Raw genomic sequence first — 25926 nt, 5'->3', positions numbered from 1 at the left:
GGATCCGCAACGGAGATGTCGGACGAAATCGGACATGCGCGCAGGTGAATAATGTACGCATGCCGAATTCCAATCCCATCTCAGCCTGGAAAGCCCTGACCGAGGGTAATCATCGCTTCGTCAGTGGCACCCCGCTGCACCCGAGCCAGGGGATCGACCGTCGCGCCGAACTCGTCAACGGTCAGCATCCCACCGCCGTGCTGTTCGGTTGCGGAGACTCCCGCGTAGCAGCAGAGATCATCTTCGACCAGGGACTCGGTGACATGTTCGTGGTCCGCACCGCGGGCCACGTCATCGACAGCTCCGTGCTCGGTTCCATCGAGTACGCCGTCGACATCCTGAACGTTCCGCTCATCGTCATCCTCGGGCACGACAGCTGCGGTGCCGTCGCAGCGACCATCGATGCTCTCGACAAGGGCACGGTCCCCGGCGGCCACATCCGCAGCCTCGTCGAGCGCGTCGCCCCGTCGATCCTCATGGGCCGGGCCGAGGGCCTGGACAGCGTCGACGAACTCGAAGGCCGGCACGTCGTCGAGACGGGCAAGTTGCTCACGGATCGTTCGCGGATCATCGCCGAGCGCGTCGAGGACGGCCGCTGCGCCATCGTCGGCGTCACCTACAAGCTCGACGACGGTCGCGTGAGCCTGCGGGGACATATCGGCGACATCGGCGAGGTCTCCGACAACTGAGACGGCGCGGACCCGCCGGCGGCAGCGATGTGACCGCAGGTCACAGCGACACGCCGACGGTGGTGTAGCCGAGCGCCCCCCACGGCACATACCGTGGGGGGCGTGCTTGAACCGACCGGTCCTCTGCCCCCCGAGATCTACTGGCGACGACGTGTTCTCGCGATCGGTGTCTCGGTGGTCGTGCTGGCCCTGGTCATCTGGCTCGTAGTGGCGTTGACCGGCGGCGACGATCCCGATCCGAATCCCGAGCCCGTGGCGGCGGAAGTGACGACCTCCGCCACGACCACGGCGGCCGACGCGTCCGCCGAGGCGGCGTCCGCGAGCACCACGCGAAGTGGTGGAGGATCGGGTTCGTCCGGCTCGCGCGGCCCCGAGAGTTCGGCCGCGGCGAACACGGGCGAGCGTGATTCGTCCACGACCACCTCCGCCGCACCGGTTCCGTCGGGGCAGTGCTCCGATCAGTCGCTCGCCGTGCGGGTGACGGCCGACGAGCCGAACTACCGGGTCGGCTCCGAGCCCGACTTCACGATCGTCATCACCAACATCGGGACCTCGCAGTGCGAACGCGACCTCGGTGCCGGTCTGCAGCAGGTGCTCGTCTACAGCCTCGACGGTAACGAGCGGCTCTGGGCGAACACCGACTGCTTCCCCGAATCGACCGCCGACATCCGGTCGCTCGCCCCGGGCGACCAGGCGGCCTATTCCGTCAAGTGGTCGGCGACGACCTCCGAACCCGGCTGTACGGCACCGCGCGAACCGGTCGGTCCCGGTGCCTACACCGTGGTGGGGCAGCTCGGCGGCCTGCGTAGCGCGCCCGAACCGTTCAACATCACGCCCTGAGCAGACGAGTGCCGTTCAGTCGTAGTGGTTGATGGCGGCTTCGGCCAGCCGCGACAGTCCTTCCCGGATGTACCGCGCCCAGAGGGCGCCGACACCGTCGACCGCCTGGAGATCGGCAGCGGTGGCGGCGAGCAGCCCCTGCAGGGTGCCGAATGCCCCCACGAGGCGGTTGATCTGCCCGGTCTGCAGGCGCGGCACCCGATGGAGCACGCGATAACCGCGAGGACTCATCGAGGTGTCGAGGGCCTCGATGGTGCCCGAATATCCGAAGGCGCGGGCAAGGGTCGTCAGATCGAGCAGGTCGACGTCGGTCAGGCGCGCGAGACGCTCGAGCGCCTGATCGACCTCCTGCGGAGAAGGAACATGATCGCCGGCCAGGTAGTCGCGCACGATGAGCTGACGGGCGAGCTGGTTGTCGCCGACGAGTTCTTCGAGTTGGAGGGCCAGCTGGCGACCGTCGGTACCGAGTTCGAGCACGTCCTGCTCGATCTCCACGGACAGACGGTGCATCATTTCGAGTCGTTGTGCCACGGTGAGCGCGTCGCGCAGCGTGACGATGTCCTCGATCTCGACCACGGACAACTGCCGGGTCACCTCGTCGAGGCGGGCCTTGTAGCGCTCGAGTGTCGCGACGGCTTGGTTGGCCCGGGACAGGATGGTCGCGGAGTCGTTGATGACGTGGCGACGACCGTCGATGTACACGCTGACGATGCTCATCGACTGGCTGACCGAGACCACCGGATAGCCGGTCTGGATCGCGGTGCGTTCGGCGGCGCGATGCCGGGTGCCGGACTCCACGGTGGGGATACTCGGATCGGGCACGAGCTGGACGTTGGCGCGCACGATGCGCGAGCCGTCGGTGGACACGACCACCGCCCCGTCCATCTTCGACAATTCCCGCAGCCGGGTGGGGGCGAATTCGACGTCGAGCTCGAATCCGCCGTCGCACAGCTCGGCGACCTTCTCGTCGAAACCGAGGACGATCAGTCCGCCCGTCCGACCACGGAGGATCCGTTCGAGACCGTCGCGTAGCGCAGTGCCGGGCGCCAGGCGAGCGATGGTGTCGCTCAGCGTCGAGGCCGGCGCCGACTCGGTCATCTGGACATCCCTTCCGTGTGCGGTCTGCGGTCGTCGTCACACTGCGCGGACTCCCGGATCGGCGCTCCCGACCGCGCAACTACATTACTTGCTTATGCGCAGCACCTGGACTTTGCCCGACGATCTCGTCGTTCCCGAGTTACCGGAAGATCATCCCGGCCCTGGGGTCTCCGTACCGCAGCACTGGAGTAAATGCTTCGGTTGCGGCGACGACCAGCCGTCGGGTCTCGCGATGGACTTCACTCTCGGTGAGGGCCTCGACGTGCTCGGCCGGCTCGACGTCGCCACGCGTTATCAGGGCGGACCGGGGTTCATCCACGGCGGCATCCTGATGACGGCCTTCGACGAGGTGCAGGGAATGGCGTGCAACGCCGCCCTGCGGACCGCCGTCGTCACCGGGCATTTCGAGACGGATTTCGCCCGCCCGATCCCGTTGGGTTCGGTCCTCGAGTTCCGTGCCCGCGTCGACGGCACGGTGCGGCGCAAGGTCTACACCAGCGCGGAGGCACGCATCGTCGACGGACCGCTGGCCGACCCGGATGTCGTGGTGGCGTCGTCGGTCGGGCTGTTCGTCGTCGTCGGTCACGAGCATTTCGCGAAGGGGCGTGACTACGCCGACGGCATCCCGCAGAGCGAGCACGACATCTCGGCGGTCTAGGAGGCCGGTTCGCCGGGGCCGTCGGGAAGCAACGGAACCCCGGGACGGTGATCGCGCCCGAGCAGAGTGGCCGAGGTGACCGCGCCGGCACCGTAGCGAGAGTGCAGGTCGTCGAGGACGGCATCGAGCGCGTGCCGGTCGACGGCACGATGGGTCCGCGCATCGCCGGTACCGGTCTCCGCGTCGATCGGCTCGTCGAACAGTAGCTCGAGCTGTTCGACGCCCTCGCCGGCGAGATTCGTCACCGCGATACCGATCAGGGTGAGACCGCGCTCGGCGATGAGCGGCCGGGTCCGGTCGAGCAGGTCGCGTGCTGTGGCCGACAGGATGTCGGTGCGGGCGGTGGCCCCGGGAAGGGTGTGAGAGCGCGTCGCGCGGGTGTAGTCGGCGAACCGCATCCGTAGGACGACCGTGCGCCCGAGACGTCCGGATCGGCGCATCCGCCGGCATACCCGGTCGACGAGCAACTGCAGCGTCTCCTCCACCGACTCCATGCTGTGCGGTCCGCGACCCAGCGCGTGCTGCGCGCCCATCGAACTGCGCCGCCGGTGACGGACCGGACGCGGATCGTGACCGGTCGCGAGGGCGTGCAGGTGGCGACCCGCCGCGCGTCCGAGCAGCGAAACCAGATCGGACTCGGAACGGGAGGCGACGTCGGCCACGGTCCTCAGTCCGTGCGCGTGCAGCTTCGCCGCGGTGACCTTGCCGACGCCCCACAACCGCTCCACCGGCAACGGGTGGAGGAACTCCGGTTCGGCATGCGGAGGGACGAGGAGCAGGCCGTCGGGTTTGGCCACTCCGCTCGCGACCTTCGCGAGGAACTTGGTGCGTGCGACACCGACGGTGATCGGCAGGCCCACCTCCTCGGCGACCGTGCGGCGCAGGCGCGCGGCGATGTCGACGGGGCTGCCCGCGATGCGCCCCAGGCCGGAGACGTCGAGGAACGCCTCGTCGATCGAGATTCCCTCCACGAGGGGCGTCGTGCGGTCGAAGATCGTGAACACGTCGCGGGAGGCCTGCGCATAGGCCTCCATGCGGGGAGGCACCGAGATCACTCCCGGACACAGCGCGCGAGCGGCCCGGCCGGACATCGCGGTGACGATGCCGTGGGCCTTGGCCTCGTAGCTTGCCGCGAGCACGACGCCCCCGCCCACGACGATCGGTTTGCCGCGAAGCCACGGATCGTCGCGCTGCTCCACCGACGCGTAGAACGCGTCGAGGTCGGCGTGCAGCACCGTCGCGTCGGACACGAACACATGTTCGCACCGGTCGCCGACACGGCAGCGGAAACGTGAGTCAGCGCGTGAGCGTCGACAGCGCCTGCGCCACGTTCGACACCTCGAACTTCTTCATGCCCTTCGGTACACCTTCGACATCGCGCGGAACGACTCCGCGGTCGAAGCCGAGCCGGTTCGCCTCCGCGAGACGACGGCCCGCGCCTGCCACACGACGGACCTCGCCGGCGAGACCGACTTCGCCGAGCAGCACGGTGCCGGCGGGTACGGGCTGGTCGCGCACGGCCGAGGCGACGGCGAGCGCGAGCGCGAGGTCGGCGGACGGATCGGTGATCCGCATGCCACCGACGGTGGAGGCGTAGACATCGCAGTTGCCGAGGCGGCCGAGACCGCAGCGACGCTCGAGCACCGCGAGCACCATCGCGACCCGCGCGGAGTCGAGGCCGCTCACGGCACGTCGCGGAGACGGATTGTGGGTGGGCACCACGAGAGCCTGGACCTCACCGAGGAGGGGGCGCTTGCCGTCCATCGTCACCGTGACCGCCGTGCCGGGCACGGCCTCGTCGCGGTGCTGCAGGAACAATCCGGACGGGTCGCTCACGCCGACGATCCCGTCCTCGGCGAGTTCGAAGCACCCCACTTCGTCGGCGGCCCCGAAGCGGTTCTTCACCCCGCGCACCATGCGCAGCGTGGAGTGCTTGTCGCCCTCGAAGTGCAGCACCACGTCGACGAGGTGCTCGAGGGAACGCGGACCGGCCACCGCGCCGTCCTTGGTGACGTGACCGATGAGCAGCACCGGGATGCCGCTGGACTTCGCGAGGGAGGTCAAGGCGCTGGTGACCGCGCGTACCTGTGTGACACCGCCGGTGACGCCGTCGACGTCGGCGGCGAGCATCGTCTGTACGGAGTCGACCACGAGCAGCGTGGGCCCGACCTGCTCGACGTGCCCGAAGATCGTCGCGAGGTCGTTCTCGGCGGCGAGATAGACCCGGTCGTGCACGGCACCGGTGCGGTCGGCGCGCAACCGCACCTGACCGGCCGATTCCTCGCCGGTGACGTAGAGAGCCCGATCGGACTCGCCGCGCAGCGCCCACCGGTGTACCACCTCGAGGAGCAACGTGGACTTGCCGACGCCGGGTTCGCCGGCGAGGAGGACGACGGAACCGGGGACGACGCCGCCGCCGAGGACGCGGTCGAGCTCCGGGATACCCGTGGATTTCGCGTGCGTCGCCTTGCCGTCGATCTGTGACAGGGGAGTGGCCGGAGTGCTCGGCAACACGGCGGCGGCACCGGCGCGGGCGAGCGAGGTTCCGGCTCGTGCGGCGACCGCGACGGGCTGGACGGGTGCTTCGTCCATCGACCCCCACGTGCCGCATTCGGGGCAGCGTCCGACCCACTTCGCGACGGTGTGCGAGCAGTCGGAACAGCGGTAGAGGGTCTTGGTCTTTGCCACGGCCGGAGAATAGACGGTCGGACCGACATCGGGCGGATACGGAAGGGCCCGGCCGAGCTGTGCTCGACCGGGCCCTCTCGTAAGGAATTCCTAGTGTGCTTCGCCCACGATCGGCGAGAGTTCCGACTCGTCGCGGGGAAGCTCCGGTCCGGCGTCGACCGGCACGGACAGGGTCACGTCGCCGGCCTCGGCGAAGGTGAAGGTGACGGGGATCGTCAGGCCCGGACGGACACCCTCGGAGAGGTTCACGAGCTCGACGCTGTTGACGACGCCGGCCGGAGCGGGGGAGGGGGTCTCCTCGGTGCTGTTCGGACGCGGCGACTCGTCGACCTCCTCGACGAGGGCGGCGTTCGCCTCGGAGACACCGGCGACCACGGAGGACTGCGGAGGGACCTCGATGGGAGTGCCCGTGACCGAAGCCGCGAAATCGGTGGAGATACCGGTGAGGTTGTCGCCCACGTACGGGTCGAGGTTGACGATCGTGAAGCCGAGCTGGGCGGTGCCGCCGGCCTCGATGCTGTACTCCTCGGAGTTCGGGTAGATCACGTGCACGTTGCGCAGCGCGAGGCTGCCGGCGTCCACGTTGGAACCGTTGATGGCCGCGACCTGCGTCGAGGTCTGGGTGATCTGACCGGCGCTGCACGCGGACATCGTGAGCGCCGCTCCCGCGGCAAGGGCGAGAGCGGTCACGACTCGACGAGTCGGCGCTTTGAGAGCAGTCACGGGTTCCTCCACTCGAGTAAGGCTCGCAATCCACTAGGCAGAGTAGTAGTTCCCGTGTGCGCTGTGTACGTCGGGGCCGGATCTCGTGCGGATTCCCGTCCGGGCGGCGATATCGACCGGCGCCGATCGGAGGGTGTGTCGGACGTCACCCGATACACGGAACAGACTGCCTGTCAAGCCCTGCGCTCAACGCTCGATGCCCCTGACCTGCACCGTTGACGCGAGGGCGATGTGGTCACGTGTTAAACTGGGAGAATCGAAAGGGGCACGGGACACATGATTTTCAAGGTCGGAGACACCGTCGTATACCCCCATCACGGTGCGGCGCTGATCGAAGCAATCGAAACACGCACCATCAAGGGTGAGCAGAAGGAATATCTGGTTCTGAAAGTCGCGCAGGGCGACCTGACGGTCCGGGTACCTGCAGAGAACGCGGAGTACGTCGGAGTTCGCGACGTCGTCGGGCAGGAAGGCCTCGACAAGGTTTTCCAGGTGCTGCGCGCACCCCACACCGAAGAACCCACCAACTGGTCACGGCGGTACAAGGCCAACCTCGAGAAGCTGGCCTCCGGTGATGTCAACAAGGTCGCAGAAGTGGTGCGCGATCTGTGGCGCCGGGAGCAGGACCGCGGCCTGTCCGCAGGTGAGAAGCGGATGCTCGCCAAGGCTCGTCAGATCCTCGTCGGTGAGCTCGCGCTCGCCGAAGGCACCGACGACGTCAAGGCGGAAACCATGCTCGACGAGGTTCTCGCCGCCGCTTCCTGATCGGCGCGAGACATCGGCAAACTGCACATGAACGATCGCAACGGGCCGGTCGTCGGAATCCTTCCGGCGGCCGGCCGTGGTGTTCGCCTGGGTGAACCACTGCCCAAGGCGTTCGTGGAACTCGACGGCCGCACCATGCTCGACCGCTCGGTCGAGGCGATGTTCGCCTCGGCGGTGGTCGATCGTGTCGTGATCGTCGCGCCACCCGAACTGGCCGCGACGCCCGCGGCCCGGCTGGTCGGTGAGGCGTTCGCCGACCGGGTGAGCGTGGTGGCGGGTGGTGCCGAACGCGCCGACTCGGTGCGTGCCGGTCTCTCGGCGGCATCGGGAGCACGGTTCGTCCTCGTCCACGATGCCGCGCGTGCGCTCACCCCGGCCGATCTGTTCGTCCGGGTCGTGGACGCGCTGCGGGCGGGCAGCGACGCGGTGATCCCCGTCCTGCCCGTCGTCGACACCGTCAAGAGTGTGGACGCCGAGGGCGCTGTCACCGGCACCCCCGACCGCTCGACCCTCCGCGCGGTACAGACCCCGCAGGGATTCGACGTCGCGCTGCTCGAGCGGGCGAACCGCGACGCTGCCGACGCCACGGACGACGCGGGACTCGTCGAGCGGTCGGGCCAACGCGTCACCACTGTCGCGGGCGATCCGCTCGCTTTCAAGATCACCACCCCGCTGGACCTGGTGCTGGCACGTGCCGTGCTCGCGTCCGGCGTCCGCACCGAGAAGGAGATGTGAGCATCGTGCGTGTCGGTATCGGAACGGACGTGCATCCCGTGGAGCCCGGGCGGCCCTGCCGGTTGGCCGGTCTGCTGTTCGAGGACGCCGACGGCTGCGTGGGCCACTCGGACGGTGACGTCGCCGCGCACGCCCTGTGCGATGCCGTGCTCTCGGCCGCCGGTCTCGGCGACCTCGGAGCCGTCTTCGGTACGGGGCGACCCGAGATGGCCGGTGCCTCCGGCGTCGCCATGCTCGAGGAGGTGCGACGTCTGCTCGCCGACGCCGGCTGGGTGGTGGGCAACGCCGCCGTTCAGGTGATCGGGAACCGCCCGAAGGTCGGGCCGCGACGCGAGGAGGCGCAGGCGGTGCTGTCCGCGGCGCTCGGCGGTCCGGTCTCCGTGTCGGCAACCACGACGGACGGACTCGGCCTCACCGGCCGGGGGGAAGGTGTGGCCGCGGTTGCGACCGCACTGGTCCTGGCGCAGCAGGACGAGCGGTAGGATCGACGGTCGTGACCTTGCGCTTATACGACACCGAATCGCGGGCCGTGCGGGATTTCGAACCGCTGACCCCCGGCCAGGCCTCGGTGTACCTGTGTGGGGCCACCGTCCAAGGCGAACCCCATATCGGGCACGTACGCAGCGGCGTTGCGTTCGACGTGCTCCGCCGATGGCTCGGAGCCAAGGGCCTCGATGTCTTGTTTGTGAGAAATGTCACAGACATCGAAGACAAGATTCTTCGCAAGGCAGCAGAAGCGGGCCGGCCGTGGTGGGAATGGGCCTCGACCTACGAGCGGGCCTTCAACCGCGCCTACGACGCGCTCGGTGTACTTCCCCCCTCGGTGGAACCCCGCGCGACCGGCCACATCACACAGATGATCGAACTCATCCAGCGTCTCATCGACGCCGGGCACGCCTACGCCGCCGACGGCGACGTCTATTTCGACGTGCTGAGCTATCCGGAATACGGAGCCCTTTCCGGTCACCGCATCGAGGACGTCCATCAGGGTGAGAGCGCCGGACTCGGCAAGCGCGACCCGCGAGACTTCACGCTGTGGAAGGCCGAGAAGCCCGGGGAGCCGTCGTGGCCCACCCCGTGGGGGCGCGGTCGTCCCGGTTGGCATCTCGAGTGCTCCGCGATGGCGGGCTTCTATCTCGGGGGCACCTTCGACATCCACTGCGGAGGCATGGACCTCGTCTTCCCGCACCACGAGAACGAGATGGCCCAGTCCCGCGCCGTAGGCGACGGCTTCGCCCGCTACTGGCTGCACAACGGCTGGGTGACGATGGGCGGCGAGAAGATGTCGAAGTCGCTCGGCAACGTGCTGTCCATCCCCAACGTGCTCGCCCGGGTCCGCCCGCAGGAACTGCGGTACTACCTCGGCAGCGCCCACTACCGTTCGATGCTCGAGTATTCCGACGACGCGCTCGCCGAAGCGGCGGCGGCCTACCGGGGGCTCGAGTCGTTCGTGCTCAAGACCCGCGACCGGGCCGGAGAGGTACCCGTGGGTGCCTGGACGGACGCCTTCGCCGAAGCACTCGACGACGACCTCGGTGTGCCCAAGGCGCTCGCCGAGATCCACCGCAAGCGCAGCGAAGGCAACAAGGCGCTCGACAACGGTGATCTCGACGCGGCCGTGCAGATCGCGTCGCAGATCCGGAGCATGCTCGGCATCCTCGGTGTCGACCCGCTCGACGAGCACTGGTGCTCCACCGACGATTCCGGATCGGCCGCGCTCGCGGCCCTCGACGTCCTGGTCGGCGCGGATCTCGAACGCCGCACGACCGCCCGGGCCGAGAAGAACTGGGCGGTGGCCGACGAGGTGCGGGATCGTCTCGCAGCTGCGGGGGTCGAAGTGACCGATACGCCCAACGGACCCGAGTGGTCTCTGAAAGCAGGACAGTGATGGCAGGCAATTCCCAGCGTCGCGGCGCTATTCGTAAGGGCGGCACGAAGAAGGGCCAGGTCGTCGGGTCCGGCGGGCAGCGGCGTCGCGGCCTCGAAGCGCGCGGTGCCACCCCGAAGGCCGAGGACCGGCCCTACCACCCCGCCGCGCGGCGTGCCCGGGCCGCGGCCAAGGCCGCAGATCCTCGCGGCGGCGGTCGTCGCCCCGCAGCAGGTCGCAAGGCCGAGGACGGCCCGGAGATGGTGCTGGGCCGCAACCCGGTCGTCGAGTGCCTGCGTGCCGGTGTCCCCGCGACCGCTCTGTACGTCGCCCTCGGCGCGGAGTCCGACGAGCGGCTCAAGGAAGCCGTGCAACGCTCGGCCGAGATGGGCATCTCGATCCTCGAGGTCTCGCGTTCCGAACTCGACCGCCTGTCGGCCAACGGGATGCATCAGGGCATCGGTCTCCAGGTGCCGCCGTACCGCTACGCGCATCCCGACGACCTGCTCGCCCGCGCCGCGGAGAATCACGAGCGGCCGCTGCTCGTGGCCCTCGACAACATCTCCGATCCGCGCAATCTCGGTGCCGTGATCCGGTCGGTCGCGGCCTTCGGCGGGCACGGTGTGGTGATCCCGCAGCGCCGCTCGGCGTCGGTGACCGCGGTGGCGTGGCGCACGAGTGCCGGAGCCGCAGCGCGGCTGCCCGTCGCGCGTGCCACCAACCTCACGCGCACTCTCAAGGACTGGCAGTCCCGGGGTGTCCGCGTCGTCGGTCTCGATGCGGGTGGCGACACCAACCTCGACGATTTCGACGGCACCGATCCCGTGGTCGTGGTCGTGGGTTCCGAAGGCAAGGGACTCTCGCGCCTGGTGCGCGAGACCTGCGACGCGGTGCTGTCGATCCCGATGGCCGGCGACGTCGAGTCGCTCAACGCCTCCGTCGCCGCGGGTGTGGTGCTCGCCGACATCGCGCGGCAGCGCCGGGCCTGACCGACTACGCGGCAGCGCCGGGCCTGACCGACTACGCGGCAGCGCCGGGCCTGGCCGAGTCGGCCGGCTCTACCGCCACGAGGGCCTAGTCTGTCCTCGTGGCCGCCTCTCTGCCGTTCCGCACGACGGTGTTCGCGTTCCTCGAACGCTTCACCGGCAAGTCCATCGCCGACGCCCGCGTCGACGAGATTCCCGCACGCCGTGCTGCGCGCGCGAAACTGCTGGCGTCTCCGGTCGGCCGGTTGATCTCGGGCCGGCCGCATCCCGGCGTGCGGATCGAGGACAGGTGGGTCGATCTCGAGCACGACGCGATCGACGACCTCGAAGCCGAGGACTCGCCGGTCCGGACTCGTCTGAGGATCTATCGACCCTCCGCACGTGTGAGCGGCCCGCTGCCGGTCGTTCTGCTGTTCCACGGTGGGGGGTGGGTGCTCGGCAATCCGGAGCAGAACGAATGGTGGGCGAGTCACACGGCCGCGCGGACCCCGTGCGTGGTGGTGTCGGTGGATTACCGGCTCGCCCCCGAACATCCGTATCCCGCGGCGGTACTGGACTGCTGGGCCGCGTTCCGGTGGGTCGTCGCGCACGCTGCGGAGTTCGACGGTGATCCGTCCCGCGTCGTGGTCGCGGGCGACAGCGCCGGCGGCAATCTCGCCGCCGTCGTCGCCGATGTGGCCGGGCGGTCGGACGGTCCGCTGCCGGTCGGTCAGGTGCTGATCTATCCGGCGACGGAGATGGAGGAGGAGTTCCCGTCGGAGCGGCAGTTCGCGAACGCTCCGGTGCTCACCTCCCGCGGCATGCGGGCGTTCGTGCGTCTCTATCTCGCCGGAGCCGACCCGTATGCGCCGACCGCGGCACCGCTACGCGGCACGCTCGCCGGTGCCGCCGTGCCCGCCCTCGTACAAGTGGCAGGACACGACCCGTTGCGCGACAACGCCGTTCGATATGCGTCGGCGTTGCGGGACAAGGGTGGTGACGTGACGGAGACCGACTACCCCCGCACGGTGCACGGCTATCTCAGCCTGCCGGGTATCTCGCCGCCGGCGGAACACGCACTCGACGAGGCGATCACCTTCGTGCGACGGGTGACGACCGCCGACCCGACGGACGAGGTCGATCCGTCCGTCCGGTCCCGGATCTGACGCTCGCAGGACCGGCCGATCACCGGACCGGTACGAACCGCACCCGCTGCCCGGGACGCAGTTGCGCCGCGACGGGCAGGTCGGCGGCGATCGCCACTGCGGCGACCGGATAGCCGCCCGTGACGGGATGGTCGGCGAGGAACAGCACCGGGTGCCCGTCCGGCGGTATCTGCAGCGACCCCGGAACCATGCCCTCACTGGGCATCTCCTCGTGCCGTGCCCGGTGCAGGCGGCCGGGGCCATGGAACCTGATGCCCACCCGGTCGAGTTGTGGTGTCACCGTCCAGGTCTCGTGGAACAGGGCACGCAGTGATCCGGGGGTGAACCAGTCGTCGCGCGGCCCGGGCCGCACCCGGATCTCCACGGGATCGCCCATCGGTGGAGGCGGTGGGAACTGTTCCTCGTCGGGCAGGCCGGCCGACATCGCGCCGACGAGCAGCCGGTCGCCGGTGCGTACCGGTGACGGTCCGGTGTTCGACAAGGTGTCGGTGGATCTGCTGCCGAGCACCTCCGGGACATCGATGCCGCCGCGTACGGCGAGGTAGATCCGCAGGCCGTCGTTCGGCAGGCCGATCCGCAGTACGTCGTCGTTCCGCAGGGTGATGCGCGCCCAGTCGCCGACCGGACGATTGCACACGGTCACGTCGGCGCGGGCGCCTGTCACCGCCACGGTCGTCTCGCCGACGCTGCGGACGACGAGACCGCCGCCGGTCACCTCGAGTGTCGCGGCGTCCGGCCGGTTGCCCACGAGACGATTCGCCGCGTCGTGCGCGCGCCGGTCGGCGGCACCGGACCGGGTGAGCCCCGAGGAGCCGTAACCGGGACGTCCGCGATCCTGCACCGTCGTGAGCATTCCACCGGAGATCACCTCGAACCACGCCACGACGTTCATTCTCACCCACCGCGTTCGCTTGCCCGGCCGAACTTCTACCGAAAGGACGGGATAGGTTGAAGATGATGAGGACGGAGGTGCCGGGCATGGAGGAAGCGGACGTCCGTGCGACGACGAGACTCGTCGAGAAGGCCCTCGAGGCCGACGATCTTCCGGCAGCGCACGGCGCCGTCGCGGAACTGAAGGTCGACCAGGTCGTCGACGTGCTCGAACGGCTCGGCCGGACCGACCGTGCGGTGCTCTACCGGCTTCTGGCCAAGGACCGTGCGATCGAGGTCTTCGAACATCTCGATCCGAGCATGCGGAGCGAACTGGTCCGCGGTCTACGCGACGATCAGGTGGCCGCGATCTTCGCCGGCCTCGAACCGGACGACCGGGTGGAACTGCTCGACGAGCTCCCCGCCACGGTCGCCTCGTCGCTGCTGCACGGGCTGCCGCCGGACGAGCGGGAGATGACCTCCACGATTCTCGGCTATCCGCAGCGTGCGATCGGCCGGCGGATGAGTCCGGCCTTCGTGTCGTTGCGTCAGGACATGACCGCCGAGGAGGCGATGGACGTCGTACGTCGTCGCCTCGACGACGCGGAAACGGTGTACACCCTGCCGGTGGTGGACGACGGGCGCGTGCTCGTAGGTGTGATCGGCCTGCGCGCGCTGATGAGGGCGTCGCCGGGAACGGTGATCGCCGACATCATGAACGAACCGTACTGGGCCCGCGTCACCGACGATGCAGAGGAATCCGCGCGCCGATGTGCCGAACTCGAGCTGTTGGCGTTGATCGTCGTCGACAGCGAGACCAGACTGGTGGGCATCCTCACCGTGGACGACGCCCTTCGGATCCTCGAGGTCGCCGACAGCGAGGATCAGGCCCGGATCGGTGGTACCGAGCCGCTGCGCCGGCCGTATCTCGCGACACCGGTCGGGCAGTTGGTGCGCTCACGGGTGGTGTGGTTGCTCGTCCTGGCGCTCGGCGCGACACTCACGGTCCAGGTCCTCGAGGTCTTCGAGTCGACCCTCGACCAGGTGGTCACTCTCGCGCTGTTCGTGCCGTTGATCATCGGCACCGGCGGGAACACCGGAAATCAGGCCGCCACCACCGTCACCCGCGCGCTGGCACTCGACGACGTGACACCGCACGACATCGGTGGGGTGATCGCCCGCGAGTTCCGGGTGGGTCTGTCCCTCGGAGTTCTGTTGGGAACGGTCGCGTTCGTCCTGACGTCCCTGGTCTACGACTCGTCGGTGGGTGCGGTGATCGGGTTGACGCTGGTGAGCACCTGCACTCTCGCAGCCACGGTCGGTGGTGCGATGCCGTTGGTGGCCAAATCGATTCGCGCCGATCCTGCGGTGTTCTCCAACCCGTTCATCACGACTTTCGTCGACGCGACCGGCCTGGTGATCTACTTCCTCATCGCGAAGACCGTGCTGGGTATTTGAGGGCAACGGCGCAGTGGGACCGAGCGCAACGGCGCAGTGGGACCGAGCGCAACGGCGCAGCGGGACCGAGCGCAACAGCGCAGTGGAACCGAGGTCGAGCGAGCGGATCAGAGTGCTACGAAGCGCACCGTGTGTCCCGGCCGCAACAGTGCCGCAGGGGTTCGATCCGGTTGCCACAGCGGGGCGTCGGTGGTTCCGATCAGCTGCCACCCGCCCGGCGACTGCCGTGGGTAGACGCCCGAGAACTCGCCTGCGAGCCCCACTGCGCCGGACGGCACGGTGGTGCGCGGCGAACTGCGGCGCGGCACGTGCAACCGCGGGTCCCCACCGGTGAGATAGGCGAAGCCGGGCGCGAATCCGCCGAAGGCGACCGTCCAGAGGCTGCCGGTGTGGGCGGCAACCACGCCGTCGGCGCCCAGGCCGGTCGACTCACCGACCTCTTCGAGATCGGCTCCGTCGTACCGGACTTCGAGCGTCACCTCCTCGATGGTGGTGGCTCCCTCGGACAACGGTGGGGTGGTGGCGATCCACCGGTGCACGACCTGCACGTTCGTCTCGGTCGGATCGAAGCTCACCAGCAGCGTCCGAGCCGCCGGAACGAGATCGACGACGCCTCCGGGCCGCTCCCGGTCCAGCGCCCGGAAGTGGCCGAGAACCTGGTCGAGGGACTCGAACTCGGCGAGCAGTGCGCTGTCCCCGGCGCGGATGATCCTCATCGGTGTACCTCGCGGCGTCCCGGGAGTCACACGAACGCCCGGATGTCGATGTTCTCGGCGTCGAGGCGGCGCCGGACGGCGACGGCCACCGCCGTGGCGTCGGGGGAGTCGCCGTGGATGCACACCGACTGCGCTCCCACACGGATGTCGCTCCCGTCGATCGCGGTGACCACTCCCTCGGTGACCATGCGCAGGACCCGCTCGGCGATCTCGTCCGGATCGTGCAGTACCGCACCGGGTTCGCGCCGGGAGACCAGCGTCCCGGCGGGGGTGTAGGCGCGGTCGGCGAACGCCTCGGTGACGACCCTCAGACCGGCCCGTTCGGCTTCCTCGAGGAAGACGGAGTCGGGCAGCCCGAGGACGGGCAGTGAGGCGTCGTAGGCGCGCACCGCGTCCACCACGGCCCGGGCCTGCTCGCGATGATGGACGATCGCGTTGTACAGCGCGCCGTGGGGTTTGACGTAGCCGACCGACGAGCCCGCCGCTCGCGCGAGCCCGTCCAGTGCACCGATCTGGTAGATGATCTCGGCGGTGAGATCCGCGGACGGCACCTCGATGAAGCGACGACCGAAGCCGGCGAGGTCGTTGTATCCGACCTGGGCGCCGATCCGCACCGCGCGCTTCGCGGCGCCGTAGCAGGTGCTCAGCAGGGTCGCCGGGTCGCCGGCGTGGAATCCGCACGCCACGTTGGCGCTGGTGACGATGTCGAGCATGGTCTCGTCGTCGCCCAGACGCCACCGGCCGTAACTCTCGCCGAGGTCGCTGTTGAGATCGATGCGGGTCACGCCCCGAGTCTAGGCGCCGTCGAGCACGTACAACCCGCGCCGGCCGAGCACCCGGCCTCGGGATCGCACACCGTGCCCGGGCTCGCACCACCGAGCGAATGCCAGGGCCACGGGACGATCGCGTTCGCGTCGGTCAGACAGCTGCGGCGACCCGTCCGGAACCCCGCCGGCTGCGGGCGGTGCCGATCACGCGGCACACCATGTAGATGACGAACGCGATCGTCGTGATGAACGCCGAGACCGGCACGCCGGGCGCCAGTGCGAGCAGGATGCCGCCGACCGCCGAGATCTCTGCGAAGACCACCGACAGCACGGTGGCGGCGAGCGGTCCGCTGACCACGCGTGCCGCCGCGGCGGCCGGGGTGATGAGCAGCGCCATCACCAGCAGCGCCCCGACGATCTGCACGCCGAGGGCGGCGGTGACACCGACGAGTACCGCGAACACGATCGACAACGCGCGGACCGGGACGCCGCGGGCGGCCGCGACCTCCGGGTCGGTGCTGGCGAACAGCAGCGGACGGTAGATCACCAGCAGCGTGAGGATCACGACGGCAGCGCACGCGGCGAGCAGGGCGATGCCGGTGCCACCGGGTGCCACGATCTGACCGGTGAGCAACGAGAAGGCGGCACCGGTGCGCCCGTCGTAGGCCCACAGCAGCAGGACGGCCAGGCCGAGACCGAAGGCCATCACCACACCGATGACGGAGTCCCGTTCGCGCGCACGTGTTCCCAGGACCCCGAAGAGGATCGCGGCGATCACGGCACCCACGACGGCGCCGAGCCCCACCGAGACCCCGACGATGAGCGCCGCGGCGGCGCCGGTGAGCGACAGCTCGGAGGTGCCGTGCACGGAGAACGCCATCTGACGGCTGATGATCAACGGGCCGATCACGCCGGCGAGCAGCCCGAGGATCGCACCGGCGACCAGCGCCTGCTGCACGAAGTCGTACTGCAGGAGTTCGACGGTGGTCTCCACGTCGAACATCCGGCCCAGGGCGTCGGTGAACTTGCTGCTCATTCGTGGTCCTCGTGATCGTGGTGGACGCCTTCCCCGGGGCGCAGTCCGCCGGCGCTGCCGAGCGCGTCGATGGCGTCGCCGGTGCCGACCACCACCAGACGTCCGCGCATCTCGAGCACCTCGACGTCGGTGCGGTACAGCTCGGAGAGCACCTGCGAGGTCATCACCTCGGTGGGAGTGCCGATGCGGAACTGGCCGTCGACGAGGTACAGCACGCGATCCACCAGCGGCAGGATCGGGTTGATCTCGTGGGTGACGAACAGTACGGAGGTGTCGTGGTCGCGGCGGCGGCGGTCGATGAGCGACGACACCAGGTGCTGGTTGGCGAGATCGAGACTCAGCAACGGTTCGTCGCACAGGAGCACCCGCGGATCGCCCACGAGGGCCTGCGCGATACGCAGCCGCTGCTGCTCACCGCCGGAGAGTGTGCCGATCGGGGCGCCGGCATAGGACTCGGCGCCCACCTGGGCGATCGCGTCGTCGACCGCGACGCGGCGGCGCCGGCGGGTCCGCAGGCCGGTGCCCCACAGGTGTCCGTCCATACCGAGGCCGACGAGGTCGCGTCCCCGGAGCGGTACGCCCTCGTCGAGTGACTTCTGCTGCGGTACGTAGCCGACGTGGGAGTTCCCGGTTCGGACGGGCTGCCCGGCGATCGTCGCCGTTCCCGAGGTGAGCGGGAGCTGGCCGAGCAGCACCTTGAGCAGCGACGTCTTGCCGGCACCGTTGGGTCCGAGCACCGCCAGGAACTCGCCGGGCTCGACGACGAGGTCGAGACCTTCCCAGAGGACGCGATCTCCGAATGCCAGCCGGGCATCGCGGAGTTCGACGGTGGGTGTGCGGTCGGATGGAGGAGGTGTCACCGAAGTCCGTGTTCTCGATCGGATGGTCAGGAAGCGGTCTCGAGCGCGGCGGCGAGGGTCTCGGCGGTCCGGGCCTGCCACTGAATGTAGTCGACACCGTCGGGCAGGGTTTCGAAAACCTCGACCACCGCGACGCCCGACGACTCTGCTGCCGTGCGCATCTCGCGACTGATCCGGTCCTCGGTCTGCGGGTTGTAGATCAGGACGCGAACCTGCTTGTCGACCAGCAGTTGCCGCGTCGCCGCGATCGCCGCCGGGGACGGGTCGGTGCCGTTCTCGATGGCATTGGTGAAGTCCGGGGGAGTGACGTCGTCGAGTGCCGCGGCCGAGACGAGGTAGTGACCGATGGTCTCGGTCTGAGCGACGGGAGCGTTGCCGTGCGTGTCGGCGATCCTGTCGACGACATCCGCCACGGAGTGCAGATTCTCGTGGAATGCTGCCGCGTTGGTCTCGTAGACGGCGGCACCCTCGGGATCGAGTTCGGCGAGCCGGTCGGCGACCGCGTGCGCGACGGCGTCGGCGGTCGCGAGGTCGTACCAGACGTGCTCGTTGATGCCGCCGTGGTCGTGGCCCTCGTGCGAGTGGCCGTCTCCGGTCTCGTGCGAATGATCATCGGAAATGGTTGTGTCCGAATCATTCTCGGGCGAATCCTCGTTGCCGTGGTCGTGCCCGGCGTGCAGATCCGAGTACGCGCCGGACTCGAACAGGGCGAAGGCCTCGACGACGGCCGGCTTCTCGCCACTCACGTCGAGGATGTCGTCGACGAAGTGGTCGTAGCCGCCCCCGTTGTAGACCACGAGCGAGGCGTCGCTGATCGCCGCGGCGTCGAGGGGGCTGGCCTCGTAGGAGTGCGGGTCGGCGTTCGGTTCGGTGATGAGCGAGCGGACTTCGATGCGGTCTCCGGCGACGGCCTGCGCGATCGACCCCCACACGTTCGTGGAGGCGACGACGCTGATGGCGTCGTCGTCGGCGCCGGAGGTATCGGTGCCGCACGCGGCGAGTGCGGTCGCGCAGGCTACGGCAGCGGCTGCGAGGGCCGTGCGGGAGGACAGTCGCACAGTTCTTCTCCTGAGGATCGGCGGTCTTCGGCGAACGGGGTCCGGAACGACCGAGCGACCGACCCAAACGTTATTGGTAACCGTTACCGTTCCACTTTAGCGGACGGCGCGAAACCCTCCCACCATCCCTGAGTGGTCGTGAGCACGGACACAGGACTACGGTCCTCTCATGTCCAGGTCTCGTCAGCCGCGCCGACAGGCGACCCTGGCGTCGATAGCCGCCGAGTTGAAGATCTCCCGCACCACGGTCTCGAACGCGTACAACCGTCCCGATCAGTTGTCCGCCGAACTGCGTGAGCGTGTCCTCGAAGTTGCCAAGCGACGCGGATATGCCGGACCGGATCCGATGGCGCGGTCGCTGCGTACCCGCAAGGCCGGAGCGGTCGGGGTCCTGCTCACCGAAGCGTTGAGCTACTCCTTCCGGGATCCCGCCGCCATGAGCTTCCTGTCGGGACTGTCCGAGGCGTGCGAGGCGGCGGGGCAGGGGCTGTTGCTCATCCCCGCCGGACCCGGACGCACCGACGACGAGGCCGCACAGGTCGTGCACCGGTCGTCCGTCGACGGTTTCGTCGTGTACTCGGTCCCTGCCGAGGATCCCTATCTGGCGGCCGTACTCGAACGGCACCTCCCGGTCGTGGCGTGCGACCAGCCGCGCGGACTCGAGCACACCCCGGTGGTGGGCATCGACGACCGGCGGGCGATGCGCGATCTCGCGGCCCATCTCGTCGAGCTCGGCCACCGTGAGATCGGCATGTTGTCGATGCGCCTCGGCCGGGAACGACACGACGGGGTCGTCGATCTGTCGACCCTCGGGACCGGCGGTTTCCACGTACAGCGAGAACGCATCCGCGGCGTCCAGGACGCCATGAGCGCTGCGGGCCTGGCCCCCGACTCGCTCACCGTCGTCGAGCGCTACACCCACACGGCGGAGGACGGCATGTCCGCCGCAGCGCAGATCATGCGGGTCAACCCGAGGATCACCGCGCTCGTGTGCACCACCGACGTACTCGCGCTCGGCGCGCTCGCATGGGCCAACCAGATGGGTCTCGACGTGCCCGGGCACCTGTCGATCACCGGATTCGACGGCATCGACGAAGCGATGCGCGAGGGTCTCACGACCGTGCGGCAACCGCAGAAGGACAAGGGGCGGCGCGCCGGCGAACTGCTCCTCGCCGCCCCGTCGCATTCCGGTGTACCCGCACTCGAGACCCTGGGCACCCAACTGTGGTTCGGCGCCACCTCGGGCCGGGTCGAGAGCGAGTGGTACGCGGAATAGGGCAGTGTCGCCGGCCGCAGGGTGTCAGCGAATCCGCTCGCCCATCGGCTTCGCCCCCGACAGCAGCTGGGCGCAGCGCAGCAGACCGATGTGGCTGTACGCCTGTGGGTGGTTGCCCAGCGAACGCTCCGCGACCGGGTCGTACTCCTCACTGAGCAGACCGGTCGGTCCGGCTGCGGCGACGAGCTGCGCGAACAGTGCTTCGGCGTCGTTGCGCTGCCCGATCAGCAGGTAGGCCGCCACGAGCCACGCCGCGCACAGGTGGAAGCCGCCTTCGCTACCGGGCAGGCCGTCGTCGCTGTGATAGCGATAGACGGTCGCGCCGCTGCGCAACTCCCGCTCGGTGGCCGCCACGGTCGCCCGGAACCGCTCGTCCTCCGGGTCGACGAGTCCGGTGAGGCCGATGAACAGGGTGGCCGCGTCGAGATCGGTGCCGTCGTAGGCCGAGGTGAACGACTGGACGTCGTCGTTCCAGCCCTTCTCGATGACCTCGTCGGCGATCTCGTCGCGCAGCGCCGCCCAACCCTCACCGGCGGTCCGGCCGAACTTCTCGGCGAGCGTCAGCGCCCGGTCGACGGTCAGCCACCCCATGACCTTCGAGTACACGTGGTGACGAGGTGCGTGGCGGATCTCCCAGATGCCGTGATCCGGCTCGAACCAGCGCCGTTCCACCGCGGTGACCATCGAGCAGACGAGCTCCCAGTCGCGGTCGGTGAGGGCCTGATCGTGGGGCGCGCCGCCTTCCTCGCGGCTGTGCGCGAGGTCGGCGATCAGGTCGACGATCGGACCGAACACGTCGAGCTGCACCTGCTGGTTCGCGGCGTTGCCGATACGCACGGGCCGCGAACCGGCGTAACCGGGAAGCGAGTCGAGCACGGCCTCGGGCGGAAGCGGTCCGCCGGCGAGCGTGTACAGCGGGTGCAGGCGTTCGGGGCCGGGGACGGTCTCGAGGACACGGTGGACCCAGTCGAGGTAGTTCTCGGCCTCCTCGAGCGATCCGACCCGCACGAGCGCCTGCGCCGTGAGCGCGGCGTCGCGCAGCCAGCAGTAGCGGTAGTCCCAGTTTCGGACCCCACCGATCTCCTCGGGGAGCGAGGTGGTCGCCGCGGCGAGGATCGAACCCGTCGGCCCGTGGACCAGCCCGCGCAGGGTGAGCGCCGAACGCTTCATGAGGTCGGGCTTGAGCGGCGGGAGTTCGAGGCGCGACGCCCACGTGTGCCAGTAGGCCTCGGACTGCGCCCGGCGTTCGACCTCCGGAACCGGGTGTTCGTCGAGATCATCGGTGCCGCAACGAAATTCGAGGATGATGTCGTTCTCGCTGGGGTCGACCACGGCATGGGCCGTCTGATGCACCCCATCGGTCGTGATGTCCCACCGCACACCGGGAGAGCGCAGCACATAGGGCTCGTTGAAGCCCATCACGCGGATGCCGTCGTCCTCGACCTCGAGGGTCACCTGGCCCTGGCCGAACTCCGGTCGCGGCGCGAAGGTCACCACCGCGCTCGCGCGCCCGGTGATCACGCGGGTCAGATCCGTGCGGCCGGTCTCGACGTCGTGCGGGAGATAGTCGATCACCGCGAGCGACGCCCACCGGGTCACCACCGTCATCGTCGAGTCGACGTAACGCTGGCTGAGCGGCAGCGCCTGGCGGGTCGGGCCGATGGAGAAGTGACCGGCGGCGTCGCCACCGAGCAGGTGGGCGAAGACCGCGGCGGAATCGGGATCGGGGTGGCACAGCCAGGTGATCGTGCCGTCGGGGGTCACGAGCGCCTTCGAACGGGGACTCGCGAGCATCGTCAGACGTTCGATCGGGGCGACGTGGGCACCCGACAGCCACGTACGACGTTCCTCGAGCAGGAACGCCAGCGCCGCGATGACCTCTTCGCTGGTGCGGACGCGGTACTCGGCGGCGGTGTCACCGTCGCCGATCTTCACTCCGACATCCGGACCCTGCAGGGAACGGAAGGCCTTCTCGTCGGTCACGTCGTCGCCGAAGAACACCGCCGCGGTGGCGGCCTCCTGATGCCGGATGACGCCGAGGGCCTTGCCCTTGTCGGTGGGCACCACGGACAGCTCGATCACGGCTTTGCCCTCTGTCACCTGCACACCCGGGCGGAGAGCGAGATCGTTCCGCACGAGGTCGAGGGCCTGTTCGGCGTCGCCAGGGGTGGCGTTGCGCACGTGGAGCGCGGCGCTCGCAGGCTTGACCTCCACCCGCACGCCGGCGAACCGGGACGCCACGCCGTCCAGTCCTTCGACGATCGTGGCGAGCAGGTCCCTGGCCTCGGGATCGACCTCGTGGACGAATCCGATGTCGAACTCGGAACCGTGGCTGCCGACGAGCTTGACCTCGACCGGCAACCGCGACAGGGCGGCGAGATCCTTGAGGGCGCGACCCGAGATGACCGCCGCCGACGTCGACGGAAGAGCTGCGAGGCCCCGCAGCGCCCGCACCGCATCGTCGTGCGGGTAGGCCTTCTCCGGGTCGCTCACGATGGGGGAGATGGTGCCGTCGTAGTCGGTCGCCACGAGCAGACGGGGCGTCCGCGCGACAGCCACCAGAGCACGTCGAAGGTCAATCGGAAGATCGTGGGCACTCACCTGAACCACGTTAGGTCAGAGTCGGGCGGGAGTCGGACCCCGTCGGCCTTCCGAGTGCGTGTTTCCGGTTACAGAAGACCGGGAAGCAACTCTCGTACTCCCGAGTCTCATACTCCCGAGGCGACCGTCTTCGGGGCGCGGGAGCCGTCTCCGAGCAGGAGATCCACGGTCAGTTCGAGCCGGCGGGCGACATCGGTGGCCGACGAACGGCGCGTGAGCCAGGCGACGAGATTCGACAGCCACACGTCGCTGATGACACGCGCGATGGCGAGTTCCTCCTCGGTGGGCTCGCCGTCGTTCATGGCCCGCGCGAACAGCCGGTCCATGAGGGTGCCGACCTGATCGACCTCGGCGGCGGCCGAGGCGTCGGCGAACATGAACGCCCGCGTCATGGCTTCGGTGAGCAGCGGATCGCGCTGCATCGCCTTGGTGATCAGACTCAGGACCAGGTGCATACGCTCGAGCGGGCTGTGGCCGGGTGGGATGCGGCCCTTGCCCTCGATACGGGCGAATTCACGGCCGAGGGCGGAGACCAGCAGGTGCACCTTGGACGGGAAGTACCGGTAGAGGGTGCCGACAGCGACGTCCGCTCGTTCGGCCACTGCCCGCATCTGCACGGCCTCGTATCCACCCTTGGACGCGAGCGCCAGGGTGGCGTCGAGAATCCGCTTACGCCGTTCCTTCTGGGCATTGGAACTGAGATCGTCCTCGGTGAGGGCGGTCAGAGTTCCGTGTCCATTGGCACGGGAGCGGGACGGGGTGGCCATAAATTCGTTTCCTCACGCCTTGACTCCGAATCGGTGTCATATTAGAACACGTTCTAGCAATGATGTCATTCGGAAGGGCGGAAACCGCTGTGAGTATCGCCACGACCGAGGAGCAGCGAGCCGTCCAGGCATCCGTGCAGGCCTGGTCACGCACCGTCGACCCCATCTCGACGATACGTCGCTCAGGCGACGCGACGTGGCGCGACGGCTGGTCGTCCCTCGCAGAACTCGGACTTTTCGGTGTCGCCGTCCCCGAGGACGCGGGCGGCCTCGGAGCGACTGCCGTGGACCTGGCCGTCATGCTCGAACAGGCCGCCCGCGAACTCGCGCCCGGCCCCGTCCTGACGACCGCCGTGGCGGCTCTCGTGTTCGGCCGCGCCGGGGAGGCTGTCGCCAAGACGACGGCGCGACTCGCCGAGGGCGAGGTCCCCACCGCGCTCGCGCTCGACTCGGCCGTGGCCGCCGAACCGGCAGGGGACGGATTCGTGCTGCGGGGCGAGGCCGGGCCGGCCGTGGGCGCCGAGGCCGGGATCGCTGTGCTCGTGCGTCTCGGGGGTGATGGTGATCCGGCCGTCGAATCCGCCGGTGGAGCCCCGGACATCGAACCCGCCGGCGGAGCCCCGGACATCGAACGCTGGGCGCTCGTCGAGGCCGACGATCCGGGTCTGCAGGTCGAGCCGCTCGACACCATCGACGCCTCCCGCGCGGTGGCCCGTGTCCGGTTCGACGGCGCGACCGTGCCGGCAGGGCGTGTCGCGACCGTCCCGGCCGGCTTCGTGCGCGACCTCACCGCCGGTCTCGCCGCCGCGGAACTGGCCGGCCTCGCCGGCTGGGCGCTGACCACCGCCGTCGACTACGCGAAGATCCGTGAGCAGTTCGGCAAACCGATCGGCGCGTTCCAGGCGGTCAAGCACATCTGTGCCGAAATGCTCTGCCGGACCGAGAAGATCCGGGCCGTGGCATGGGACGCAGCGGTCACTGTCGATTCGCAGCCCGACGAACTGCCGATCGCGGCGGCCGCTGCTGCGGCGATCGCGCTCGACGCCGCGGTCCGGACGGCCGAGGATGCGATCCAGGTGCTCGGCGGCATCGGCTTCACGTGGGAGCACGACGCGCACTTCTATCTTCGCCGCGCGGTCGCCACCCGGCAGGTACTCGGCGGCTCCACCGTGTGGCGGTCACGGCTCACCACCCTGGTCCGCGACGGCGCGCGTCGTCATCTCGGGATCGACCTGTCCGGACACGAGGAGGAGCGGGCACGGATCCGCGCCGAGATCGAGAGCATCGCCGCCGCGCCCGAGTCCGAGCAGCGTGTCGCTCTCGCCGAGTCGGGTCTGCTCGCACCGCACTGGCCGGCACCCTACGGTCGGGGAGCCGGCGCCGCCGAACAGCTCGTCGTCCAGGAGGAACTCGCCGCTGCCGGTATCGAACGCCCCGATCTCGTGATCGGCTGGTGGGCGGTGCCGACCGTCCTCCAGCACGGCACGCCCGAGCAGATCGAACGGTTCGTGATGCCCACCCTGCGCGGCGACGTGGTGTGGTGCCAGCTGTTCTCGGAACCCGGAGCGGGTTCGGATCTCGCGGCACTGCGCACGAGTGCCGAGAAGGTCGACGGGGGATGGGTGCTGCGCGGGCAGAAGGTGTGGACCTCGCTCGCTCAGCAGGCCGACTGGGCGATCTGCCTCGCCCGCACCGACCGCGATGTCCCCAAGCACAAGGGCATCACGTACTTCCTCGTCGACATGAAGTCCGCGGGTATCACGATCTCGCCGCTGCGGGAGATCACCGGCGACGCGCTGTTCAACGAGGTCTTCCTCGATTCGGTCTTCGTGCCGGACGAGTGCGTGGTCGGGAAACTCGGCGACGGCTGGAAGCTCGCCCGCACGACCCTCGCCAACGAGCGCGTCGCGATGGGCGGCAAGTCGTCGCTGGGCCCGCACATCGAAGAGCTGCTCGCTCTGTCGGCGCCGGACGATCCTGTGGCCGAGGACCGCATCGCGACGCAGATCGGTGAGGCGACGGTCGGTTCGCTCCTGGATCTGCGTGCCACCCTCGCGCAACTCGAGGGACAGGATCCCGGCGCCGCGTCGAGCGTCCGTAAACTCATCGGCGTGCGGCAGCGGCAGGACACCGCCGAACTCGCCATGGATCTCGCGGGCGAGGCCGGGTGGGTGGAAGGACCGCTCACCCGGGAGTTCCTCAACACCCGGTGCCTGACGATCGCCGGTGGAACCGAGCAGATTCTGCTGACCGTGGCGGCCGAGCGGCTCCTGGGGCTGCCGCGCGACTGAGGAGTCCTTCCGCCGGACGCCCGGGAATGCTA

Annotated in this window: 24 protein-coding genes; 12 read left to right on the top strand and 12 right to left on the bottom strand. The window is 69.2% G+C overall.

Annotation, left to right across the window (positions count from 1 at the left end; translation table 11 throughout):
* Positions 1-59: 59 nt before the first annotated feature.
* Together EQ874_RS15410 and EQ874_RS15405 are read left to right on the top strand one after the other, a co-directional pair.
* Positions 60-689 (top strand): carbonic anhydrase, encoded by a 630-nt coding sequence (locus EQ874_RS15410; RefSeq protein ID WP_016931943.1) that lies wholly within the window; start codon positions 60-62, stop codon positions 687-689.
* Positions 690-791: 102 nt separating this feature from the next.
* Positions 792-1529: a hypothetical protein gene (locus EQ874_RS15405; protein ID WP_064063135.1), complete on the top strand. Its 738-nt coding sequence runs from the start codon at positions 792-794 to the stop codon at positions 1527-1529.
* Positions 1530-1544: 15 nt separating this feature from the next.
* Here the strand turns inward: EQ874_RS15405 and disA are convergent, their stop codons facing one another.
* On the bottom strand, positions 1545-2627 hold the full coding sequence (gene disA, locus EQ874_RS15400; RefSeq protein ID WP_129977267.1) for a DNA integrity scanning diadenylate cyclase DisA: 1083 nt from the start codon (positions 2625-2627) through the stop codon (positions 1545-1547).
* 94 nt (positions 2628-2721) lie between these two features.
* Here disA and EQ874_RS15395 point away from each other — a divergent pair, with 94 nt between their 5' ends.
* The gene (locus tag EQ874_RS15395; RefSeq protein WP_064063137.1) at positions 2722-3285 is read left to right on the top strand and encodes a PaaI family thioesterase; all 564 of its coding nucleotides are present in this window, start codon (positions 2722-2724) and stop codon (positions 3283-3285) included.
* Here the strand turns inward: EQ874_RS15395 and dinB are convergent.
* The 3 genes from dinB to EQ874_RS15380 all read right to left on the bottom strand — a co-directional run bounded on the left by dinB (position 3282) and on the right by EQ874_RS15380 (position 6696).
* Entirely contained in the window at positions 3282-4541 is a 1260-nt protein-coding gene (gene dinB / locus EQ874_RS15390; protein ID WP_129977266.1) for a DNA polymerase IV, read from the bottom strand. The two genes, EQ874_RS15395 and dinB, sit on opposite strands and share 4 nt — an antisense overlap.
* A gap of 40 nt (positions 4542-4581) precedes the next feature.
* Positions 4582-5973: a DNA repair protein RadA gene (gene radA / locus EQ874_RS15385; protein WP_016934082.1), complete on the bottom strand. Its 1392-nt coding sequence runs from the start codon at positions 5971-5973 to the stop codon at positions 4582-4584.
* 90 nt (positions 5974-6063) lie between these two features.
* On the bottom strand, positions 6064-6696 hold the full coding sequence (locus EQ874_RS15380) for a hypothetical protein (RefSeq protein ID WP_064063139.1): 633 nt from the start codon (positions 6694-6696) through the stop codon (positions 6064-6066).
* 276 nt (positions 6697-6972) lie between these two features.
* Here EQ874_RS15380 and carD point away from each other — a divergent pair, with 276 nt between their 5' ends.
* The 6 genes from carD to EQ874_RS15350 all read left to right on the top strand — a co-directional run bounded on the left by carD (position 6973) and on the right by EQ874_RS15350 (position 12194).
* A complete protein-coding gene (carD, locus tag EQ874_RS15375) occupies positions 6973-7461 on the top strand; it encodes an RNA polymerase-binding transcription factor CarD (RefSeq protein WP_006550486.1) in 489 nt (162 codons plus the stop codon).
* 27 nt (positions 7462-7488) lie between these two features.
* Positions 7489-8196 (top strand): 2-C-methyl-D-erythritol 4-phosphate cytidylyltransferase, encoded by a 708-nt coding sequence (gene ispD, locus EQ874_RS15370; RefSeq protein ID WP_064063140.1) that lies wholly within the window; start codon positions 7489-7491, stop codon positions 8194-8196.
* Between the two features lie 5 nt (positions 8197-8201).
* On the top strand, positions 8202-8678 hold the full coding sequence (ispF, locus tag EQ874_RS15365; protein ID WP_129977318.1) for a 2-C-methyl-D-erythritol 2,4-cyclodiphosphate synthase: 477 nt from the start codon (positions 8202-8204) through the stop codon (positions 8676-8678).
* Positions 8679-8689: 11 nt separating this feature from the next.
* A complete protein-coding gene (cysS, locus tag EQ874_RS15360) occupies positions 8690-10084 on the top strand; it encodes a cysteine--tRNA ligase (RefSeq protein ID WP_129977265.1) in 1395 nt (464 codons plus the stop codon).
* Positions 10084-11052: a 23S rRNA (guanosine(2251)-2'-O)-methyltransferase RlmB gene (rlmB, locus tag EQ874_RS15355; RefSeq protein ID WP_129977264.1), complete on the top strand. Its 969-nt coding sequence runs from the start codon at positions 10084-10086 to the stop codon at positions 11050-11052. The genes cysS and rlmB overlap by 1 nt, the downstream gene beginning before the upstream one ends.
* A 98-nt stretch (positions 11053-11150) precedes the next feature.
* A complete protein-coding gene (locus tag EQ874_RS15350; RefSeq protein WP_129977263.1) occupies positions 11151-12194 on the top strand; it encodes an alpha/beta hydrolase in 1044 nt (347 codons plus the stop codon).
* Between the two features lie 19 nt (positions 12195-12213).
* On the opposite strand, the gene EQ874_RS15345 is transcribed toward EQ874_RS15350, so the two are convergent.
* Positions 12214-13086, bottom strand: coding sequence for a biotin-dependent carboxyltransferase family protein (locus EQ874_RS15345; RefSeq protein WP_064065432.1), 873 nt, complete (start codon positions 13084-13086; stop codon positions 12214-12216).
* Between the two features lie 86 nt (positions 13087-13172).
* On the opposite strand from EQ874_RS15345, the gene mgtE reads away from it, so the two are divergent.
* A complete protein-coding gene (gene mgtE / locus EQ874_RS15340; protein ID WP_129977262.1) occupies positions 13173-14522 on the top strand; it encodes a magnesium transporter in 1350 nt (449 codons plus the stop codon).
* A 107-nt stretch (positions 14523-14629) separates the two neighbouring features.
* Here the strand turns inward: mgtE and EQ874_RS15335 are convergent, their stop codons facing one another.
* The 5 genes from EQ874_RS15335 to EQ874_RS15315 all read right to left on the bottom strand — a co-directional run bounded on the left by EQ874_RS15335 (position 14630) and on the right by EQ874_RS15315 (position 18959).
* Positions 14630-15238 carry an allophanate hydrolase subunit 1 gene (locus tag EQ874_RS15335; RefSeq protein ID WP_064065434.1) on the bottom strand — a complete coding sequence of 203 codons (609 nt, stop codon included), beginning with the start codon at positions 15236-15238 and terminating at the stop codon, positions 14630-14632.
* Positions 15239-15264: 26 nt separating this feature from the next.
* Complete coding sequence (locus tag EQ874_RS15330) at positions 15265-16023, bottom strand: 5-oxoprolinase subunit PxpA (protein ID WP_129977261.1); 759 nt, start codon at positions 16021-16023, stop codon at positions 15265-15267.
* Positions 16024-16156: 133 nt separating this feature from the next.
* Positions 16157-17041 (bottom strand): metal ABC transporter permease, encoded by an 885-nt coding sequence (locus EQ874_RS15325; protein ID WP_064065436.1) that lies wholly within the window; start codon positions 17039-17041, stop codon positions 16157-16159.
* Entirely contained in the window at positions 17038-17901 is an 864-nt protein-coding gene (locus EQ874_RS15320) for an ATP-binding cassette domain-containing protein (RefSeq protein WP_016932103.1), read from the bottom strand. Before EQ874_RS15320 ends, EQ874_RS15325 begins: the two co-directional genes overlap by 4 nt.
* A gap of 26 nt (positions 17902-17927) precedes the next feature.
* A complete protein-coding gene (locus EQ874_RS15315) occupies positions 17928-18959 on the bottom strand; it encodes a zinc ABC transporter substrate-binding protein (RefSeq protein WP_129977260.1) in 1032 nt (343 codons plus the stop codon).
* A 169-nt stretch (positions 18960-19128) separates the two neighbouring features.
* Here EQ874_RS15315 and EQ874_RS15310 point away from each other — a divergent pair, with 169 nt between their 5' ends.
* Positions 19129-20235, top strand: a complete 1107-nt coding sequence (locus EQ874_RS15310; RefSeq protein ID WP_026002835.1) for a LacI family DNA-binding transcriptional regulator — start codon at positions 19129-19131, stop codon at positions 20233-20235.
* A 24-nt stretch (positions 20236-20259) separates the two neighbouring features.
* On the opposite strand, the gene otsB is transcribed toward EQ874_RS15310, so the two are convergent.
* Together otsB and kstR are read right to left on the bottom strand one after the other, a co-directional pair.
* Positions 20260-22836, bottom strand: a complete 2577-nt coding sequence (gene otsB, locus EQ874_RS15305) for a trehalose-phosphatase (protein ID WP_129977259.1) — start codon at positions 22834-22836, stop codon at positions 20260-20262.
* A 107-nt stretch (positions 22837-22943) separates the two neighbouring features.
* Entirely contained in the window at positions 22944-23603 is a 660-nt protein-coding gene (gene kstR / locus EQ874_RS15300) for a cholesterol catabolism transcriptional regulator KstR (protein WP_016932107.1), read from the bottom strand.
* Positions 23604-23692: 89 nt separating this feature from the next.
* On the opposite strand from kstR, the gene EQ874_RS15295 reads away from it, so the two are divergent.
* Complete coding sequence (locus EQ874_RS15295) at positions 23693-25894, top strand: acyl-CoA dehydrogenase (protein ID WP_129977258.1); 2202 nt, start codon at positions 23693-23695, stop codon at positions 25892-25894.
* The last annotated feature ends 32 nt before the right edge of the window (positions 25895-25926 follow it).

It is taken from the genome of Rhodococcus sp. Q1, assembly GCF_004153645.1.
GTDB lineage: Bacteria > Actinomycetota > Actinomycetes > Mycobacteriales > Mycobacteriaceae > Rhodococcus > Rhodococcus gordoniae.
The sequence above is the reverse complement of the archived record's forward strand: the minus strand, read 5'-3'. Positions and strand labels throughout refer to the sequence as shown.

Excerpts from the sequence above, each read along its gene's own strand:
- EQ874_RS15410 (WP_016931943.1), top strand. The coding sequence starts at position 60 with ATGCCGAATTCCAATCCCATCTCAGCCTGGAAAGCCCTGACCGAGGGT.
- disA (WP_129977267.1), bottom strand. The coding sequence starts at position 2,627 with ATGACCGAGTCGGCGCCGGCCTCGACGCTGAGCGACACCATCGCTCGC.
- EQ874_RS15395 (WP_064063137.1), top strand. The coding sequence starts at position 2,722 with ATGCGCAGCACCTGGACTTTGCCCGACGATCTCGTCGTTCCCGAGTTA.
- carD (WP_006550486.1), top strand. The coding sequence starts at position 6,973 with ATGATTTTCAAGGTCGGAGACACCGTCGTATACCCCCATCACGGTGCG.
- ispD (WP_064063140.1), top strand. The coding sequence starts at position 7,489 with ATGAACGATCGCAACGGGCCGGTCGTCGGAATCCTTCCGGCGGCCGGC.
- rlmB (WP_129977264.1), top strand. The coding sequence starts at position 10,084 with ATGGCAGGCAATTCCCAGCGTCGCGGCGCTATTCGTAAGGGCGGCACG.
- EQ874_RS15345 (WP_064065432.1), bottom strand. The coding sequence starts at position 13,086 with ATGAACGTCGTGGCGTGGTTCGAGGTGATCTCCGGTGGAATGCTCACG.
- mgtE (WP_129977262.1), top strand. The coding sequence starts at position 13,173 with ATGGAGGAAGCGGACGTCCGTGCGACGACGAGACTCGTCGAGAAGGCC.
- EQ874_RS15335 (WP_064065434.1), bottom strand. The coding sequence starts at position 15,238 with ATGAGGATCATCCGCGCCGGGGACAGCGCACTGCTCGCCGAGTTCGAG.
- EQ874_RS15325 (WP_064065436.1), bottom strand. The coding sequence starts at position 17,041 with ATGAGCAGCAAGTTCACCGACGCCCTGGGCCGGATGTTCGACGTGGAG.
- EQ874_RS15310 (WP_026002835.1), top strand. The coding sequence starts at position 19,129 with ATGTCCAGGTCTCGTCAGCCGCGCCGACAGGCGACCCTGGCGTCGATA.
- kstR (WP_016932107.1), bottom strand. The coding sequence starts at position 23,603 with ATGGCCACCCCGTCCCGCTCCCGTGCCAATGGACACGGAACTCTGACC.